This is a genomic window from Streptomyces sp. NPDC127092, assembly GCF_042722475.1.
Taxonomy (GTDB): Bacteria; Actinomycetota; Actinomycetes; order Streptomycetales; family Streptomycetaceae; genus Streptomyces.
Genome location: NZ_JBHXFE010000040.1, coordinates 27,349 through 45,339 on the forward strand (window position 1 = coordinate 27,349; position 17,991 = coordinate 45,339).

15 protein-coding genes are annotated in these 17,991 nt (G+C 73.3%); 8 read left to right on the forward strand and 7 right to left on the reverse strand.

The window, feature by feature from the left end:
- Positions 1–77 precede the first annotated feature (77 nt).
- From ACFWJO_RS28245 to ACFWJO_RS28260, 4 genes are all read right to left on the reverse strand, one after another.
- The gene (locus tag ACFWJO_RS28245; protein ID WP_386869563.1) at positions 78–1,217 is read right to left on the reverse strand and encodes an alpha/beta hydrolase family protein; all 1,140 of its coding nucleotides are present in this window, start codon (positions 1,215–1,217) and stop codon (positions 78–80) included.
- Positions 1,202–1,924 carry a CoA transferase subunit B gene (locus ACFWJO_RS28250; protein ID WP_386869565.1) on the reverse strand — a complete coding sequence of 241 codons (723 nt, stop codon included), beginning with the start codon at positions 1,922–1,924 and terminating at the stop codon, positions 1,202–1,204. Before ACFWJO_RS28250 ends, ACFWJO_RS28245 begins: the two co-directional genes overlap by 16 nt.
- The gene (locus tag ACFWJO_RS28255; protein ID WP_386869567.1) at positions 1,924–2,700 is read right to left on the reverse strand and encodes a CoA transferase subunit A; all 777 of its coding nucleotides are present in this window, start codon (positions 2,698–2,700) and stop codon (positions 1,924–1,926) included. Before ACFWJO_RS28255 ends, ACFWJO_RS28250 begins: the two co-directional genes overlap by 1 nt.
- A gap of 166 nt (positions 2,701–2,866) precedes the next feature.
- Positions 2,867–4,351, reverse strand: coding sequence for a PHB depolymerase family esterase (locus tag ACFWJO_RS28260; RefSeq protein ID WP_386869569.1), 1,485 nt, complete (start codon positions 4,349–4,351; stop codon positions 2,867–2,869).
- A gap of 463 nt (positions 4,352–4,814) precedes the next feature.
- Between ACFWJO_RS28260 and ACFWJO_RS28265 the strand changes: the two genes are divergently transcribed.
- The 8 genes from ACFWJO_RS28265 (at position 4,815) to ACFWJO_RS28300 (ending at position 14,876) form a co-directional block, all read left to right on the forward strand.
- Positions 4,815–6,275 (forward strand): tannase/feruloyl esterase family alpha/beta hydrolase, encoded by a 1,461-nt coding sequence (locus ACFWJO_RS28265; protein ID WP_386869571.1) that lies wholly within the window; start codon positions 4,815–4,817, stop codon positions 6,273–6,275.
- A 110-nt stretch (positions 6,276–6,385) separates the two neighbouring features.
- Positions 6,386–7,180 (forward strand): 3-hydroxybutyrate dehydrogenase, encoded by a 795-nt coding sequence (locus ACFWJO_RS28270; protein WP_386869573.1) that lies wholly within the window; start codon positions 6,386–6,388, stop codon positions 7,178–7,180.
- Positions 7,181–7,320: 140 nt separating this feature from the next.
- Entirely contained in the window at positions 7,321–8,727 is a 1,407-nt protein-coding gene (locus tag ACFWJO_RS28275; protein WP_386869575.1) for an MFS transporter, read from the forward strand.
- A 42-nt stretch (positions 8,728–8,769) separates the two neighbouring features.
- Positions 8,770–10,782 (forward strand): helix-turn-helix domain-containing protein, encoded by a 2,013-nt coding sequence (locus ACFWJO_RS28280; protein WP_386869577.1) that lies wholly within the window; start codon positions 8,770–8,772, stop codon positions 10,780–10,782.
- 36 nt (positions 10,783–10,818) lie between these two features.
- Positions 10,819–11,724 carry a universal stress protein gene (locus ACFWJO_RS28285; protein ID WP_386869579.1) on the forward strand — a complete coding sequence of 302 codons (906 nt, stop codon included), beginning with the start codon at positions 10,819–10,821 and terminating at the stop codon, positions 11,722–11,724.
- Positions 11,721–12,587: a universal stress protein gene (locus ACFWJO_RS28290; RefSeq protein ID WP_386869581.1), complete on the forward strand. Its 867-nt coding sequence runs from the start codon at positions 11,721–11,723 to the stop codon at positions 12,585–12,587. Before ACFWJO_RS28285 ends, ACFWJO_RS28290 begins: the two co-directional genes overlap by 4 nt.
- A gap of 164 nt (positions 12,588–12,751) precedes the next feature.
- The gene (locus ACFWJO_RS28295; protein WP_386869583.1) at positions 12,752–14,485 is read left to right on the forward strand and encodes a GAF domain-containing protein; all 1,734 of its coding nucleotides are present in this window, start codon (positions 12,752–12,754) and stop codon (positions 14,483–14,485) included.
- Between the two features lie 25 nt (positions 14,486–14,510).
- Positions 14,511–14,876 carry a zinc ribbon domain-containing protein YjdM gene (locus tag ACFWJO_RS28300; protein ID WP_386869585.1) on the forward strand — a complete coding sequence of 122 codons (366 nt, stop codon included), beginning with the start codon at positions 14,511–14,513 and terminating at the stop codon, positions 14,874–14,876.
- 133 nt (positions 14,877–15,009) lie between these two features.
- On the opposite strand, the gene ACFWJO_RS28305 is transcribed toward ACFWJO_RS28300, so the two are convergent.
- The 3 genes from ACFWJO_RS28305 to ACFWJO_RS28315 form a co-directional block, all read right to left on the reverse strand.
- Positions 15,010–15,426: an ATP-binding protein gene (locus tag ACFWJO_RS28305; RefSeq protein WP_386869587.1), complete on the reverse strand. Its 417-nt coding sequence runs from the start codon at positions 15,424–15,426 to the stop codon at positions 15,010–15,012.
- Between the two features lie 179 nt (positions 15,427–15,605).
- The gene (locus ACFWJO_RS28310; protein ID WP_386869589.1) at positions 15,606–16,361 is read right to left on the reverse strand and encodes a metallophosphoesterase; all 756 of its coding nucleotides are present in this window, start codon (positions 16,359–16,361) and stop codon (positions 15,606–15,608) included.
- A 60-nt stretch (positions 16,362–16,421) separates the two neighbouring features.
- On the reverse strand, positions 16,422–17,918 hold the full coding sequence (locus ACFWJO_RS28315) for a PLP-dependent aminotransferase family protein (protein WP_386869591.1): 1,497 nt from the start codon (positions 17,916–17,918) through the stop codon (positions 16,422–16,424).
- Between the last annotated feature and the right edge of the window lie 73 nt (positions 17,919–17,991).

Sequence of the window (17,991 nt, forward strand, 5' to 3'; positions counted from 1 at the left end):
GGGGATGGGGCACTGGGCAAAAATGGCCGCCTGTCCCCCGCAGAAGGGCCCCGGCCTGACGGCTGCCCGGGCGCCGGCTACGGCGACACGAAGCCGACCTCGGGGAAGGCGGGAGCGGGCGCGTCGAGCAGCGGGCTCGGGACGCCCCGCAGCTGCAGGTCGAGGAAGGCACCGGCATAGGCACGGGTGATCTCGGTGGCGCGCTCACCCGAGACGGTGCCGAACATCGCGGGGACCAGGTGGGGAGGGATGACCTTGGTCAGGTCGACGTGTTCGTACAGCCAGTGGGCGTCGCTGAAGGACATGTGTCCCGCCGTGGGCACGCTGAGCCAGCGCTTCCAGGCGGCGAAACCGCTCCAGCGGTCGGCCCAGTTGGGCGCCGGCGTCCCTCCGGCGGTGGGCCACTGGGCGCCCATCAGCAGCACCGGCTTCGTCAGCGGCCCGGGGGGCGGCGTGACGAACGTGCCTTCCATGTTGACGGCGGCGGTGACCCGCCGGTCCTCTCCCGCGACCTCGACGGCGCTCGACCCTCCGATGCCGTGGCCGACGACGGCGATCCGGCAGGGATCGACCGGGAACGCGGAGCCGGGCCCGGTCAGCCGGCCGAGGAGGAAGCGGATGTCCTTCACACGACTGCGGACGACGTCGGGGCCGCCCTGACCGGTGCAGTTCAGGCAGGGCGTCAGCCGGCCGCCGGGGAACTCGACGACCGCTTCGTAGGTGTGGTCGACCGCGGCCACCAGGTAGCCCTTCGACGCCAGGTCCTCCGCCAGCGCGGTCTGGGAGACCCTGCTCATGCCGAAGCCGGGCGACAGGACGACCAGGGGCCGCCGGCCGGGCAGCGGCGCCGCGTCGAGGGTCGCGTGGGTGCGGACGCCGGCGAGGGCCTCCGTGCCGAAGGCGGCCGCGGACAACTGCGGGGACATGAAGGGGGCCTCGCGGCCGGAGGGCCGGAGGGCCGGGTACCAGACGGTGACCATCAACTCCCGGAAGGCGGTGTCCGGCTTCCAGGGGTCGGGGCGTGACGTGTCCTTGAGGTGGAGCAACCGGGCGCCGACCGGACGGTCGCCCGTCGGTGCCGGCAGAGCGGGACCCGTGGCGCCGGTCCGGGCGTGCGGCGGAGCGGGAGCCGCGGACGCGGTCGGAGCACCGGCCACCACGAACAGCCCCAGGAGACCCGCCACGGTGGCGGCAAGGCGTATTAATCGTTGCGACATGCCTCCACGCTACAAGCAAATGGGCGATCGCCCACCTCCGTTTCCGCATCCGCCGGTACGGACAACTCCGCGTCCGCCGGCACGGACAGCTCCGCGTCCGTGGCGGCGCGGACCTCGTCCACCGTGACACCCGGGGCGAGTTCGACCAGGGCGAAGCCGGCCGGCGTGACGTCCACGACGGCGAGGTCGGTGATGACGCGCTGGACGACGGCACGACCGGTCAGGGGCAGCGTGCACTCCGAGACGAGTTTGGGGGTGCCGTCCTTGGCGGTGTGTTCCATGAGGACGATGACCCGTCCCGCGCCGTGGACGAGGTCCATGGCACCGCCCATGCCCTTGACCATCCTGCCGGGGATCATCCAGTTGGCGAGGTCGCCGGAGGAGGAGACCTGCATGGCGCCGAGGACGGCGGCGTCGATGTGGCCGCCGCGGATCATGCCGAACGACAGGGCGGAGTCGAAGAAGGACGCGCCGGGCACGGTCGTGACGGTCTCCTTGCCGGCGTTGACGAGATCGGCGTCGAGCTCGTCCTCGGTCGGGTACGGGCCGACGCCCAGGATGCCGTTCTCGGACTGGAGGAGCACCTCGACGCCGGGCGGCAGGTGGCCGGGAATGAGCGTGGGAAGGCCGATGCCGAGGTTCACGTAGCTGCCGTCGGTGAGTTCCCGGGCGGCCCGGGCCGCCATCTGCTCGCGGGTCAGAGCCATCAGGCGTCGCCTTCCTGTCGTACGGTCCGGCGTTCGATGCGCCGTTCGGCTGCGGGGTCGCCGGGCGTCACCCGGACCACGCGCTGGACGAAGATGCCGGGCAGGTGGACCTCGTCGGGGTCCAGCTCGCCCGGTTCGACGAGGTGGTCCACCTCCGCGACGGTGATCCGGCCCGCCATGGCGGCCAGCGGGTTGAAGTTGCGGGCGGAGGACCGGAAGACGAGGTTGCCGTGCCGGTCGCCGATGGTCGCGCGGACCAGGGCGAAGTCGGTGGTGATGCCGTGTTCGAGCAGGTACGGGCGCCCGCCGAACTCCCGGGTCTCCTTGGCCGGGGAGGCGACGGCGACCGAGCCGTCGGCGGCGTACCGCCAGGGCAGACCGCCGTCGCCGACCTGGGTTCCGGTGCCCGCCGGGGTGTAGAAGGCGGGTATGCCGGCGCCGCCGGCCCGGAGCCGTTCGGCGAGGGTGCCCTGGGGCACGAGTTCGACCTCCAGCTCTCCGCTGAGGTACTGGCGGGCGAACTCCTTGTTCTCGCCGACGTACGAGCTCGTCATGCGCGCGATCTGCCCGGCCGCGAGCAGCAGACCGAGGCCCCAGTCGTCCACGCCGCAGTTGTTGGAGACGATCCGGAGACCGGTCACGTCACGCTGCCAGAGGGCGTCGATCAGCGAACTCGGTATGCCGCACAGCCCGAAGCCGCCCACGGCGAGCGAGGCCCCGTCCGGGACGTCGGCCACCGCCTCCGCCGCGCTCGCGACTGTCTTGTCCAGACCCATACGGTCCCTTTCCCTCGGGCGACCGGGCCGACCGTGCTGGTCAGAGCCGGTGCCTGTTCAACCGACGGGCAGCGAGCCTAGGGAGCGGCGAGGGGCCGAGCCATGGGTCCCATCCACACATCAACCCCCTCCGAGGTGGTGGTTGTCGACTCCTCGCCGCAGGCGGTCAGGACGAGCAGCCGGAGTCGGCGACCACGTAGTAGCCGGGAGACGTCTGCTTCAGGGTGTGGGTGGTGAACGTGTTCCACAGCCCCATGGCCTGGCCGGATCCCATGGCGTACGTGTATCCGCCGCTCTGGTAGGCGCGGCCGGCGGCGGTGTGGTCGTAGTTGCTCGCCGTGTGGCACGTGGGCGTGTACCCGGTGGTGGTCGCCGTCACCGAGGCGGACACGGCACCCGCCCTGCCGGCCGCGTCGACGGCCGCCACGGTGTAGCCGTACGCCGTCCCCGTCGCCAGGCCCGTGTCGGTGAACGAGGCCGACGTGGTGGTGCCCGCCTTGGCTCCGTCGCGGTAGACCTCGTACGAGACCGCGCCGGCGACCGCGTTCCAGCGCAGGCCGGCGGTGCTGTCCGTGGTCGCGCTCACCGTGAGGCCGGTGGGCGCGGGCAGGGTGCCCGGGGTCTCACCGCCGCCCGCGCCGTCGAGTCCCCAGAAGCGGGCGGTGTGGTAGCTGGAGCAGATGGTGTCGAGGTAGTACGTGCCGGCGGTGCCGCACTGCTCCGTGCCGCTGCCCGGGTCGACGGCCAGTCCGTGCCTCATGCCGGAGACGGAGTAGACCTGCACCGCGGGCCTGCCCGTGGGGTCGTCGTAGACGCTCAGCGTGGTGCCGCCGCTCAGGTTCTCGGTGCGCGACGGCGTCTGGCCGATGCCCCAGACGTTCGTCCACTGGTCGCGCAGCTCGGTGGCGTTGGCGGGCACGACGGTGGTGTCCGCGGTGCCCTGCCAGATCGCCACGCGGGGCCAGGAACGGGTTCCGGCGGGCGCGGCGGAGCGCACGAGGTCGCCCCACTGGGCGGGCGTCCTGTCCGGCGGGCTGTACATGCAGGTGTATGCCGCGGACACGCTGGTCGCGCAGGAGGCGGGCAGGCCCGAGTCGACGGCGCCGCCGGCGAAGACGTCGGGATAGGCGGCGAGCAGGTTCGCGGTCATGCCGCCGCCCGCGGACAGACCGGTGACGTAGACGCGCCGGCTGTCGCTGCCGTACTGCGCGACGGCCTTGTCGACCATCTGCCGGATCGACAGGGCCTCGCCCTGTCCGCGTGCGCTGTCGCCCGGCTCGAACCAGTTGAAGCAGGAGTTCGCATTGTTGGCGCTGCCGGTCTGGGGGAAGACCAGGGCGAAGCCGTAGCGGTCGGCGAACTTCGGCCACCCCGAGTTCGCGTAGTAGTCGCCGGCGCTCTGCGTGCAGCCGTGCAGGGCGACCACGAGCGGCGCACCGGCGGGCAGGCCGTCCGGCACGTACGCGTACATGGAGAGGTTGCCGGGGTTGGAGCCGAAGCCGGTGACCTGGGTCAGACCGGCTGCGGAGGCCTGGGGAGCGGTGGCCACGAGACCGGCGGTGAGGGCCAGCGCGCCCGCGGCGGCGGTGAGCCAACGGCGGACGCCTCCCAGGAGGCGGCGGCTCTCCGGGGCACGGAAGCCTGTCGGCAAACGGAAACCCCCCGGGGAACGGAAGCCTGTCGGGGAACGGAAACGTGCCCGGGAACGGAAACGCGTCGAGCGACGGGACGTGGAGTGCGGCTCTGTCATGACGACTGACTCCTGATCAGACGGACACGCCGGGCCACGGGGGTTGCCGGGCCCGGACGTCGGTGTGGCCTGAATCATCCGGTCGCCTCCGCCGTCGATGACATGGGCCGGTCAGCCAGGGTTGGCCGAACCCGTGTGTGACGGGCATCCATGGCTCGGCGTTCACTCCCGCGTGTATGTGGCGAGTGGGGAGCCGCGCCTCCTCTGCCGGTCACTCCACCGCGTGGCCGCTCCCGCGAGGAATCGCGGCATGGTGGCCTGCCCCATGAGCAGCCACCGGACCATATGACGCGGAGCCATGTTCCGGGCGGGCCCGTCGCCATAGCCTCCCGCGCATCCCTGCACACGATCTCGGAGGCAACCGATGCGTCTCTCCCGTGGCTCCGCACCACGCTTCTGGCAACGAGGTGTGCCGGCCGCTCTGGCCCTGGCCGCACTCACCTTCACCACCCCGGCCGCGACGGCCACCCCGGCCACCCCGGCCGCGACGGCCACGCCCGCCGACCGGGAGGCCGGCTGCGCGCATCCGTCCCGCCTGCGCGTGCCGGGTGCCGAATACCAGCGGTCGGCCTGTCTCGACGAGCTCACGACCGCCGGCACCGTCGCCTCCGGACACACCGACCCGGCCGACTGGGCCGGTCTGACGCCGAAGGACCTGGCCGTCCCCCGCGGAGTGCCGGGCATCCAGATCGACGGCTACTTCCCGGACACCTCCGCCACCAACACCAACCACGGCTGGCAGCACGACGCCCAGTTCGTCATCCGCCTGCCCGACCGGTGGAACGGCGGCCTGGTCGTGGCGGGCACCCCCGGCAACCGCGAGCAGTACGCCAACGACCGGGCCATCGCCGACTGGGTGCTGGCCCGCGGCTACGCGTACGCCGCCACCGACAAGGGCAACACCGGTCTCGCCTTCCACCGCGACGGCAAGGCGCCGGGCGACGCCATCGCCGAGTGGAACGACCGCGTCACCGAACTGACCAGGGCGGCCCGCGCCACGGTCGCGCAGCGCTATCACCGCCCGCCCTCGCGCACCCTGGTGACCGGGATGTCCAACGGCGGGTACCTGGTGCGCTGGCAGCTGGAGAACCACCCCGAGCTCTACGACGGAGGCGTCGACTGGGAGGGCACGCTGTGGCGCGCCGACGGCCCGACCCTGCTGGACTTCCTGCCGAAGGCCCTGCGCGCCTATCCCGTGTACGCCGCGGGAGGCGACGGCGCGGCAGAGGCGGCGCGGGCCCTGCACGCGGCCGGCTTCCCGGCCGGGTCGGAGTTCCTGTGGCCGTACCACCACAAGGTCTACTGGGACCTGACCCAGCGCATCTACCGTGAGGAACTCGACCCCGGTTTCGACGGCGCCGTCGAGGCCGGCACCCCGTTCTGCGCGTCGGGCACGCCGGCCTGCGACACCGACTACGACTACGCGGCACGCCCCGCCGAGGTCAGGCGGGCCGTCGGGAAGATCGCCCTCACCGGACGGATCGGCGAGCCGCTGATCACGGTGCACGGCACGCTGGACGCCCTGCTTCCGATCGGCCAGGACTCCGACGTCTACGCCCGCATGGTGCGCGAGGCCGGCCGTGGCCCGCTGCACCGCTACTACCGGATCGAGGGCGGCACCCACACCGACGCCCTGTTCGACACCTTCCCCGACAAGCTCCGGCCGCTCACGCCCTGCCACCGCAGCGCCTTCACCGCGCTGGAGCGCTGGATCGGGCAGGCCGGCCGGCCGCCGGCCTCCCGCACCGTCCCCCTGCCCGCGGGAGCGGATCCCGCGACGCTCCTGACCGACTGCTCCCTCGACGGCCGGGACCACCTCGACTAGCGATCATGTCGACCAGCACCACCTATGGTGGCTGCCACCATTCTCAGCTATCGCATTGTGGTGGCGGCTTACATGGGACGCGTCCGGGGCCGTCCCTACTGTTTCCGGCCATGACGAACACGTTTCCCACCCCGGTTCCCCTGCCGCCTCCCGCCGCCGCGGTCGACCTGACCGGACGCACCGCGCTGGTGACGGGCGGCGGCAGCGGCATCGGCCGGGCCTGCGTCCTAGCCCTGGCGCAGGCGGGAGCCGCCGTGCACCTGGTCGACCGGGACGCGGACGCGGCCAAGGCCGTCGCGGAGATCTCCGGGGGAGTGGCGCACACGGTCGACCTCGCGGACGCGGCGGCGGTCGACCTCCTGCCCACACGGGTCGACATCCTGGTCAACAACGCGGGACTGCAACACGTGGCCCCGCTCACCGAGTTCCCCCCGGAGCGCTTCGAGCTGATCCAGAAGGTGATGGTCACCGCCCCGTTCCTGCTGATGCGCCGCGTCCTGCCGCACATGTACGCGGGCGGCTGGGGCAGGATCGTCAACGTCTCCAGCGTCCACGGCCTGCGGGCCAGCGCCTACAAGTCCGCCTACGTCGCCGCCAAGCACGCCCTGGAGGGCCTGAGCAAGGTCGCCGCGATCGAGGGCGCCGCCCACGGGGTGACCAGCAACTGCGTCAATCCCGGATACGTCCGCACCCCGCTCGTCGAGAACCAGGTGCGGGACCAGGCCGCGGCCCACGGCATCAGCGAGGGCGACGTGCTCTCCGACGTCATGCTGGCCCGCTCGCCCGTCAAGCGGCTCCTGGAGGCCGAGGAGGTGGCCGCCGCCGTCCTGTGGCTGTGCGGTCCCCACACCGGCTACCTCACCGGCGCCTCCCTCCCGCTCGACGGCGGCTGGACCGCCGGCTGACCCGACCGGCCCCCGCCTCACGCCGGCCGGCCGGACCGGCCCCGACCGGCCCCGGCTGCCCCCACCGCGGGCCACTCGTTCCCCGCACCACACCTCCACCTACCACCCCCGTCCCGTCCGTTCGTGAAACCGGTGAACCCATGTCTGACGCCACGACCACGCCGAGAGGCGGCATCGGCCGCATCGTCGCCGCGAGCCTGATCGGCACCACCATCGAGTGGTACGACTTCTTCCTCTACGGCTCGGCCGCCGCCCTCGTCTTCAACACGCTGTTCTTCCCCGCGGCCGACCCGCTGGTGGGCACGCTCATCGCCTTCATCACCTACGCCATCGGGTTCGCGGCCCGGCCGCTCGGCGGTGTCGTCTTCGGCCACTTCGGCGACAAGATCGGGCGCAAGAAGCTGCTGGTGGTCAGCCTCCTGATGATGGGCGGCGCCACCTTCGCCATGGGCCTGCTGCCCACCTACGAGTCCATCGGTGTCGGAGCGCCGGTCCTGCTGACCGTGCTGCGTCTGGTCCAGGGCTTCGCCCTGGGCGGCGAGTGGGGCGGGGCCGTCCTCATCGTCTCCGAGCACGGCGGCGACCGGCACCGCGGCTTCTGGGCCTCCTGGCCCCAGGCCGGCGCCCCTGGCGGCAACCTGCTCGCCACCGGAGTCCTGGCTCTCCTGGCCGCGTTCCAGTCCGAGGCCGCCTTCCAGTCCTGGGGCTGGCGCGTTCCGTTCCTGCTGTCCGGCGTCCTCGTGCTGATCGGTCTGTGGATCCGCGTCTCGGTGTCCGAGTCCCCGGTCTTCCTCGCGGCGCAGGCCAGGGCCGAGGCGGCCGCCGCGCAGGGCGTCAAGGAGAAGGCCCCGGTCGTCGAGGTGTTCCGGCGCAGCTGGCGCGAGGTCCTGTCGGCCATCGGCACCCGCTTCGGCGAGAACATCTCGTACTACATCCTCACCTCGTTCCTCCTCGTGTACGTCACGGTGCACCTGGAACTGCCCAAGAGCACCGCCCTGAACGCGGTCCTCATCGGCTCCGCCGTCCACTTCGTCACGATCCCCCTGTGGGGCGCGCTCTCCGACCGCGTCGGACGCAGGCCGGTCACGCTCATCGGCTCCGTGGGCATGGCGGTCTGGGCGTTCGTCTTCTTCGGCCTCGTCGACTCCGAGTCCTTCGCCGTCATCACCCTGGCCGTCACCACCGGCCTGCTCCTGCACGGCGCGATGTACGGGCCGCAGGCCGCGTTCATCTCCGAGATGTTCGACACCAAGGTGCGCTACTCCGGTGCCTCGATGGGCTCGCAGCTCGCCTCGATCGTCGCCGGAGCCCTCGCCCCGATCATCGCCGTCGAACTCCTGAAGGACTACGGGTCCTCCACCCCGGTCAGCCTCTACCTCTGCCTGGCGGCCGTGGTCACGACCATCACCGTGGCCGTCACCCGGGAGACCCGCGGCCGCGACCTCGCCCGCAGCACCCGGGACGAGCAGAAGACCGCCTCCGCCTCCTCCGCCGAATCCGACTCCGCCACCGCCGACTCCCCGCTCGCCGCGGGCGACCCCGCCTGACGGCTCCGCTCCCGTACGGAACCCCGCCTGAGAGGAGGCACCATGAGCACCGCTCGCCGAGCCGACGCCGGGGTTCCGACGCCCGCCGCGGCGGCGGTGCGCCGCCTGCTCGACCTGCTCGCCGCCGACGCGCCCGCCGAGGAACTGGCGGGCCGGGCGACCCGCACGCTCGCCGACGGGGCCGACGACGCCGAGGCCGCGTGGATCGAGGAGACCACTCGGGTGGCCCTGTCCGTACGGCGCGTCCTCGACCAGTACCGCCGCCGCGAGGCGGAACTGGTCGCGCTGTTCGACACGGCGGGCGACCTGGCCGGGCTGCGGGACCTCGACGCGGTGCTCCGCGCCATCGTGCGGCGGGCCAGGACCCTGCTCGGCGCGGACGTCGCGTACCTGACCCTCAACGACCCGCTCGCCCGCGACACGTTCATGCGGGTCACCGACGGATCCGTCTCCGCCGCCTTCCAGCAGCTCAGGCTCGGCATGGGCGAAGGGCTCGGCGGCCTGGTCGCGCAGACCGCCCGCCCGTACGCCAGCACGGACTACCGCACCGACCGGCGCTTCCACCACACCGGGACCATCGACGACGGAGTGGCCGAGGAAGGACTTCGCGGCATCCTCGGCGTCCCGCTGCGGGTGGGCGAGGAGATCATCGGCGTCCTGTTCGCCGCGGACCGCACGCCACGCGAGTTCGCGCCCGAGGCCATCGCCCTCCTCGGCTCGCTCGCCGACCACGCCGCCGTCGCGATCGACAGCGCCCGGCTGCTCGACGAGACCCGCAGCGCCCTCGTCCGCCTCGAGGCGGCCAACGAGACCGCCCGCGCCCACAGCGAGGCCCTCCACCGGGCCTCCGACGCCCACGACCGGCTCACCAGACTCGTGCTGCGCGGCGCCGGAACCGACGACGTGGCGGCCGAGATCGCCGGGCTGCTCGGGGGCGGAGTGGCCATCCACGACACCGACGGCGGCGAACTCGCCAGGACCGGCACCGGGCCGGTCACGCCGTCGGCCGAGGGTCTCGCGGCCTCGCGCGCCGACGGCCGGGCCGTCCACGCCGACGACGCGTGGACCTGCGCCGTACTGGCGGGCACCGAACCGCTCGGCAGCATCACGCTGACCGGCCGCGCGGACCTCTCCGAGGCGGAAGGGCGCCTGTTCGAACGCGCGGCGCTCGTCACCGCGCTCCTGCTGCTGCTCCGCCGGTCCGTGGCCGAGGCCGAGGACCGGGTACGCGGCGAACTCCTCGACGACCTGCTCGCGGGCCCCACCGCGGCCGGCCACTGGGACGCCGGCAGCCTCGCCCTGCGCGCCCGGCGCCTGGACGTCAACCTGACCCGCCCCCACACCGTCGCCGTCCTCGACTGCGAACCGTCACAGCGGCCCAGGCTCGCCGCCGAGACCGCCCGCAAGGCCCGCGGCCTCGGCGGCCTCGCCGGGACCCGGCACGGGCTTGCCGTGCTCCTGGCCCCCGGCGACCGCCCCGGCGACCTGGCCCGCGCCCTCGCCGCCGACCTCACCAGGGCTCTCGGCAGCCCCGTGACCGTGGGCGCCGCCGGGCCCGGCCACGGCCCCGGCCGGCTTCCCGCACTGCACGCGGAGGCGGTGCGCTGCCTGCGGGCGCTGCACGCGCTCGACCGCGCGGGAGACGGAGCCGATACCGCCGACCTGGGCTTCGTCGGCGTGCTGCTCGGCGATCGCGCCGACATCGCCTCGTACGTCGAACGCGTCCTCGGGCCCGTCCTCGCCTACGACGCCGAGCGCGGCACGGAACTGCTGCGCACCCTCCACGCCTACTACGAGCAGGGCGCCAGCCTCTCCCGCGCCAAGGACTCCCTCCACGTCCACGTCAACACGGTCGTGCAGCGCCTCGACCGGGTGGCCCAGCTCCTCGGACCCGACTGGAACACCCCTGCCCGGGCACTGGAGACCCACCTGGCGCTGCGCCTCCACCAGCTCACCCGAGGTCACCAGCTCACCCGAGGTCCCGCAGGGGGACCGGCCGGGCCACGGCCGGGACCGAACGGCCCATCCCCGGCCGGGCCCTCGATGGCAGGCTGAAAGGCGAGACCCTGGGCGCACCGCCGAGGAGGAACCATGAGCAGCGAGAGCCCCGCCAGGCCGCGGCTCGGAGCCGTCGTCGTCGGCGTCGACGGCTCCCCCTCGGCGAGGACGGCCGCGCTGTGGGCAGCCGCGGAGGCGGAACACCGCGGCAGCACGCTCCATCTCGTGCACGCCGCCGACACCGACCGGCGCGCCTACTGGACCGACGCCGAGACGATCCAGGCGGTCCGCGAGGCGGGCCGGGAGCTGCTGGTCTCGACGGCCGACGCGGTCCACGAGCGCTTCCCCGAGCTCACCGTCACCAGGGAACTCAGCCGCCAGGAGCCGGTCGCCGGTCTCCGCGCGGCGGCCGGGGGCCGGGGAACGATCGTGGTGGGCAGCCGGGGGCTCGGCGGCTTCTCCGCCCTCATGCTCGGTTCCGTGGGTCTCGGCGCGGCGGCCCGCGCCGAAGTGCCCGTGATCGTCGTCCGCGGAGAGGGCGAACGGCCCGAGGCCGGCACGGTGACCGCGGCCGTCCGGGACGCCGGCGACCTCGACTGGCTGCTGCTCGCCGCCGCCGAGGCCGAGGCCCGCAAGGCGTCCCTCCGCCTCGTCAGCGTCTGGAACGTGCTCACCCACGTCGGCGGCGTCGCCACGATGCTCGACGACCTCGACGGCGTCGCCCGGCGACGCGTGCGCGAGACGAAGGCCCTCGCCGACCGCGTACGGGAGCGGCATCCCCGACTGGTCGTCGGGCACCGTGTGGAGACCGGCACGACCACGCCGGGCACCCTCGTCGAGACGAGCCGCCGCACCGACCTGATCGTGATGGGCCGCGGCCGCCGGCCGCTCGGCGTCGGACCGGCCCTGGGCCGCGTCGCCCACGCCCTGATCCACCACGCCCACTGCCCGGTGGAGATCGTCCCGTCCGTCTTCGTGACGAGGGGCGAGGAGCCATGAGCGACGTCCTGGCCGGCATCGACCCCCGCGACCTGTCCGTCCCCGCCCTGGTCTGGGCCGCCGACGAAGCCGTACGCAGAGGGGTACGGCTACGCCTGGTCGTCGCCGTCCCGCCGGTCCACGACCGGCTCCGGTACGACGCGCTCGCCCACCAGAGCTCCCTGCGCATCCGCGCGGAGTCGGCGCTCGCCAACGCGCAGGACCTCGTACGCGCCCTGCACGAGGGACTGTGGACCGTCACCGAGCTCGTCGACGGAGCACCCGCCACCGTGCTGGGCGAACGCACACGGGGCGTCGCCCTCGCCGTGCTGGGCTCGCGGCACCTCGGCAGGCTCGCCGAGGTCTTCGGCGAGGGCTCGGTGGCCGTACCGCTGGCCGCGCGCGCCGACTGTCCGGTCGTCGTCATCGCCGAACCGGAACACACGGCCGCCCGTCCGCCGCTGATCGTGGTCGGCGTGGACGGCAGCCCCGACTGCCGTGCCGCGATCGCCTTCGCGGCGGCGGAGGCGAGCCTGCGCGAGGCACGGCTCCTGGCGGTCTGGGTGTGGCCCCGCCCGCTCCGCACCCACGAGGACGGGGCCCAGGGCCTCGCCGAACGCCGCAGGATGCTCGCCGCGTCGGTCGCCGACTGCGCCGAGCGCCACCCCGACGTCGCCGTCGAGCAGGAGGTCGTGCGCGGGCACCCCGTCGAGGAGCTCACCCGGGCCTCCCGTGACGCCCTCGCGGTCGTCGTCGGCCGGCGGGGCCGTGGCGGCTTCTCCGGCATGCGGCTCGGCTCCACGGTCCACGGACTGCTGCACCACGCCGACTGCCCGGTGATCACGGTTCCCCTGCCCAGGGGCGAGTACGAAAGCCGTGCCTAGCCGGTGGCGGCCGCGATCGGCGGCGGCCGCGACAGGTGGAGGTCCCGGCCGGCGCAGGCCCCCGGCCGGGGCGGAGCTCGTCAGGAGCGGGCGGCGCTTCGGGGCTACGGTGAATGCGGGCGTGAAGGACGCGGCGTGCGCGCCCGGAACGACCGGAGGTTCCGATGGGCCGGGAGGACACCGACTCCGCCGCCGCGCGGTTGCCACGGCTGAGACTCGACGAGCTGCTCGACGAGCTCCAGGCGCGCGTCGACGAGGTCCGCGGCACGAGGGACCGGCTCACCGGGCTGCTCGAAGCCGTCATGTCCGTGGGCCGTGAGCTCGACCTGCCGCAGGTGCTGCACGGCATCGTGGAGGCGGCCGTGACGCTGGTCGACGCCGAGTACGGCGCTCTGGGCGTCATCGGCGAAGGACAGATGCTGTCGGAGTTCATTCCCGTCGGCATCGACGACGAGCTTCGCGGCCGGATCGGTGACCTGCCGTCCGGGCACGGCATCCTGGGCGAGCTGATCCGCAACCCGCGCCCGCTGCGCCTCGCCGAGCTGTCCGAGCACCCCGCCTCGTACGGCTTCCCGGCCCACCATCCGCACATGCATTCGTTCCTCGGCGTCCCCATCCGCGTCCACGACGAGGTCTTCGGCAACCTCTACCTCACCGAGAAGCGCGGAGGCGTCGACTTCGACGCCGAGGACGAGGCCGTCGTGACGACCCTGGCCGTCGCGGCCGGCATCGCCATCGAGAACGCCCGCCTGTACGAGGAGGGCCGGCTGCGCCAGCGCTGGCTGGCCGCGAGCTCCGACCTCACCAGCGCCCTGCTGTCCGGCAGGGAGGAGGCGGAGGTCCTCGACGGCATGCTGGAGCGGGCCACGGACATCGCCGGTGCCGACATGGGGGTCTTCTACCTGGTCGGCGCGGAGGGCGAGCTGCGGGGCTCGCTGGCGCGCGGCGAGGGTTCCGACGCGCACCGGGGTGTCGTCCTGCCGAGCAGCGAGGGCACCCTGGCCGCGGCCGCGCTCACCCAGGACGGCCTCGTGACGGTGGCGGACGTGGAGAGCGACGGGCGGATCACGGTCCAGCCCGAGCGCTGGCGGGGCTTCGGCCCGGCGGTGGCCGTCACGATCGGCACCAAGGAACGGCTGAGCGGGGTCCTGATCCTCGCGCGGCGCCGCGGGCGGCCCTCGTTCACGGACGCGGAGATCACCGCCCTTCCCGGCTTCGCCGGCCAGGCGGCCCTCGCCCTCGAACTGGCCGACCGGCGGCGCGATGCCGAGCAGGTGAGTCTCCTGGAGGACCGCGACCGGATCGCCCGCGACCTGCACGACCTCGCGATCCAGCGGCTCTTCGCCACCGGGATGACGCTGCAGAGCGCCCGGCGGTTCGTCGACCATCCGGAGGCCGTGGACCGGCTGACGAGGGCGATCGACGACCTGGACGCCACCATCAAGATCATCCGCTCGACCATCTTCGGCCTGCGCGAGCACGAGACCCCCGGCACCGCCCCGAAGCTCCGCAGCCGCGTCGTCAAGGCCGTCGACGCGGCCGCCGCGACGCTCGGATTCGCTCCCGCCCTCCGCATGGAGGGCCTGCTCGACACGGAGGTGCCGGCCGGCGTGGCCGACGAGGTGATCGCGGTGCTCGGTGAGGCGCTGACCAACGTGGCCCGCCACGCCCGGGCCCGCCGCGCCGAGGTGTCCGTGGTCGTCGACGGCGGCGTGCTCACCGTCACGGTGCGCGACGACGGCGTCGGCATCCGGCCGGGCGGTGCCCGCAGCGGACTGCGGAACCTGGCCGAGCGGGCCGAACGCCTGGGCGGAGACCTGACGGTCCTGGCCCGCTCCGGCCCGCCCGGCGGCACCCGGCTGGAATGGCGCGTCCCCCTGCCGACGGCCGGGGAGTGAGTCCTCCCGCACTTACGATGACCGCATGAACGAGAACCTTCCTCCTTGTCCCGAATGCTCCGGCACCTACACCTACGAGATGGGCGCGCTGCTCGTCTGCCCCGAGTGCGGGCACGAGTGGTCCGCGACCTCGTCCGAGGCCCCGGACGGCGAGTCGGGCGCGTCGGGCGAGAAGGTCATCAAGGACGCGGTCGGCAACGTCCTCGCCGACGGTGACACGGTCACCGTGATCAAGGCCCTCAAGGTCAAGGGCAGCCCCTCCGGCATCAAGGCCGGTACGAAGGTGCGCAACATCAAGCTGGTGGACGGCGTCGACGGTCACGACATCGACTGCCGGGTCGAGGGCTTCGGCAACATGCAGCTCAAGTCGAGCGTGGTCAAGAAGGCCTAAAGCGACGGGCCGGCGGCGGCCCGCACCGGACTCCCCTGGACACGGATTGCAGAATTCTTCAATTCGCCACATGTCGAATCCCGTAACCCGGCAGAACCGGCGACAGGACGGGGAGCGGGACGGCGGCGGGCCGTCACAGGGGCAGGGTGATCCACACGCTCTTGCCGCCGCCGTCCGCGTCACGCCGCAGGACGCAGGTGCCGCCGCTCTCCGCCGCGACCTCGGCGACGGTGGCGAGGCCGCCCGTCGCTCCCGGTCCGGGCACCAGTCCGGGGTGGTGGGGGTGGCGGTCGTGGACGGCGAAGGCGAGCGCGTACTCGCCGGCGGCGAAGGTGACCGTCAGGTCCGGCGAGGAGGCGGCGGCGTGCCGGACGCTGTTGGTGACCAGCTCGCTGAGGATCAGCAGCGCGGGTCCCATCGTCGGGTGCGTGTCGTCGATGCCCCACTCCGCGTACGTCATCTCCGCGGTCTGCCGCGCCAATCGGACCGAGCCGGGCACGGTCGGCATCGTGAGGACGTGCCGGTACGGAAGCACCTCGGATCGCGCCATGGGCCCTTCCTGCGGCCGTTCCTGACGCTGTGCCCACGGCTACCTGCGGGCACAGCGAAACCATGATGTAGCGAATTGCCGAATTGTGCAATTGGCTTGGGTGGGTCCGTCAGTGGCGACGATCCGGATGACGCGACGACCGCCCCGGCGGTTCGTCCCCGTCCCGCGGTCGTGCCGGCTCAGGCGACCACGGTGCGGTAATGGCTCGTCAGACGGCCGGTGTCGTCCAGGACGTGGAAGACGAGCGCCGGAGGCTGGTCGAGGTGGACGTGGTCCGCCGGGTGGTCGCGGTGCTCCCAGGGAAGCCGGAGGGTGGAGACGACGCCGGGCGCGACGACCAGGGGCTTCCCGGCGAACGTCGTCGCCGCCGGGGTGTGGGCGTGGCCGCAGACGAGGGCGGCGATGTTCGCATGACGGCCCACCAGTTCGGCGAGCCGCTCGTCTCCGAACTGGCGGATGCCGTCGACGAACGGGCTGTGCAACAGGGCCGGCGGGTGGTGGAAGCCCACGAGCACGGGCATCCCGTCCGGCGTCCGGGCGAGCACGTCCTCCAGCCAGAGCAGCGTCTCGTCCTCGAGGTAGCCCTCGTCCTTCCCCGGTACGGAGGAGTCGCACAGGGCGACGGTCAGCCGGTCCGTACGGAGCACCTGGTTGACGGGGGCCGCCGACTCGGTCTCGCCGAGCAGGAAGCGACGGAAGGCACCCCGCTCGTCGTGGTTTCCGGGGCACACCAGCACCGGGTGTCGTGACGTCAGCAGCCGGCGGGACAGCTCGTACTCGGCCGGCAGCCCGTGGTCGGCGATGTCGCCGGTCACCAGGACGGCGTCGAGGTCGTAGGGAAGGGCGTTCAGGTAGTCCATGACCGCCCTCGTGCGGTCGGCGCTGCGCTGCTCCCCGTCGATGTGGACGTCGCTCAGATGGGCTGTGACGATCACGGTGATGACTGGTCCTTCCGGGAGGGGCGGGACGCGGTTCCCTCCGCGGCCCTGGCGAGCCTATTCGGCGACCTGGCAGGGGGACAGGTCCGCTTTCCCGCCGGAGAACTGGTCCGGTTCGGCCTTCGATACGGAGCCTTCCTGCCGACCGCCGGCGAGGACCCCGAGGGAGCCGAGGGCCGTGAACAAGGCGTCGAGCGCGGCCGGATAGGCGCGTTCCGCAGGAGCGGCGAAGCCGACCAGCAGGCCCTGCGGCCGTCCGGCCGGGTCGTGGTGGAGCTCGGTGAGGCCGCGCAGGGCGATGCCGTCGCGGGCACACCCGGCCAGGACCTGTTCTTCGCCGGGTCCGTCGGACGGGAGGGTGACGAGGGTGTGGAGTCCGGCGGGGACGCCGTGGGCGACGAGGCCGGGGTGTGCGGCGATCCGGTCGAGGAGGAGTGCGCGGCGACGGCGGTAGCGCAGCCGGGCGGCACGGACGTGACGGTCGTAGGCGTGTGTCGTGATCAGGTCGGCGAGGACGAGCTGGCCCAGCGTCTCCGTGAACAGGTCGGCCTGTTCCTTGGCCCGCGTCATCGGTCCCACCAGGTGGGGCGGCAGGACCAGCCACGCCAGGCGCAGGGCGGGCGCGAGGGTCTTGGACGAGGTGCCGCAGTAGACGACGTGGTCGGGAGCGACTCCCTGCAGGGCGCCGACGGGCTGCCGGTCGTAGCGGTACTCGCCGTCGTAGTCGTCCTCGACGATCAGACCGCCGGTGGAGCGCGCCCAGGCGCACAGCGCCTGACGGCGGCTCGGATGCAGCGGAACGCCGGTCGGGTACTGGTGGGCGGGGGTGAGGACGGCCGCTCCGACGCGCTCGGTCAGCGCATCGACGCGGGCACCGTGGGCGTCGACGGGCAGGGCGAGGGTGCTGATGCCGGAGCGCTGGACGACGCCGCGGTAGAGGTTGTGGCCCGGGTCCTCCATGGCCGCGGTGCCGACACCGCCCGCGGCCAGGACGCCGCTGAGCAGACCGATGCTCTGGTAGTGGCCGGAGGTGATCAGGATGCGGTCGGGCGTGGTGAGCACGCCACGGGTGCGGCCGAGGTAGTCGGCGAGGGCCTCGCGCAGTTCGAGCCGGCCCTGCGGGTCCCCGAACCCGAAGACCTCGGGGCGGGCGCGGTCGAGCACGCGCCGGGTGGAGGCGAGCCAGGCCCGGGTGGGGAAGGCGCCGGCATCCGGGAGTCCGGCCCGGAGGTTGTGCAGGGGAGCCGCCGGAGGGGCGGCGGGGCGTGCGGGGGCCTGGGCGCGGCGCGGGGCCTTGGTGACCCTGGTGCCCGATCCCGGACGCGTGGTCAGGAAGCCCTCCTCGACCAGCTGGTCGTAGGCGGCGGTGACCGTGCCGCGCGAGAGCCCGAGCTCCTGGGCCAGTCCCCGGGTGGAGGGCAGAAGCGTTCCGGCGGGCAGGCGTCCCTGGCGGATCGCCCCTCTGAGCGCGGCTTCGAGCGCGGAGCGCCGCCCGCCCTTGGCGTCGAGGGCGAGGTGCAGGTCGATCCGGGCACCGGACCAGGATTGCGGCATGGAATTGGATCTTATGCGCGGTCAGTTGGCGAACTACGGTCGAGGCAGAAGGCCCTCATGCCACGCAGTGGCG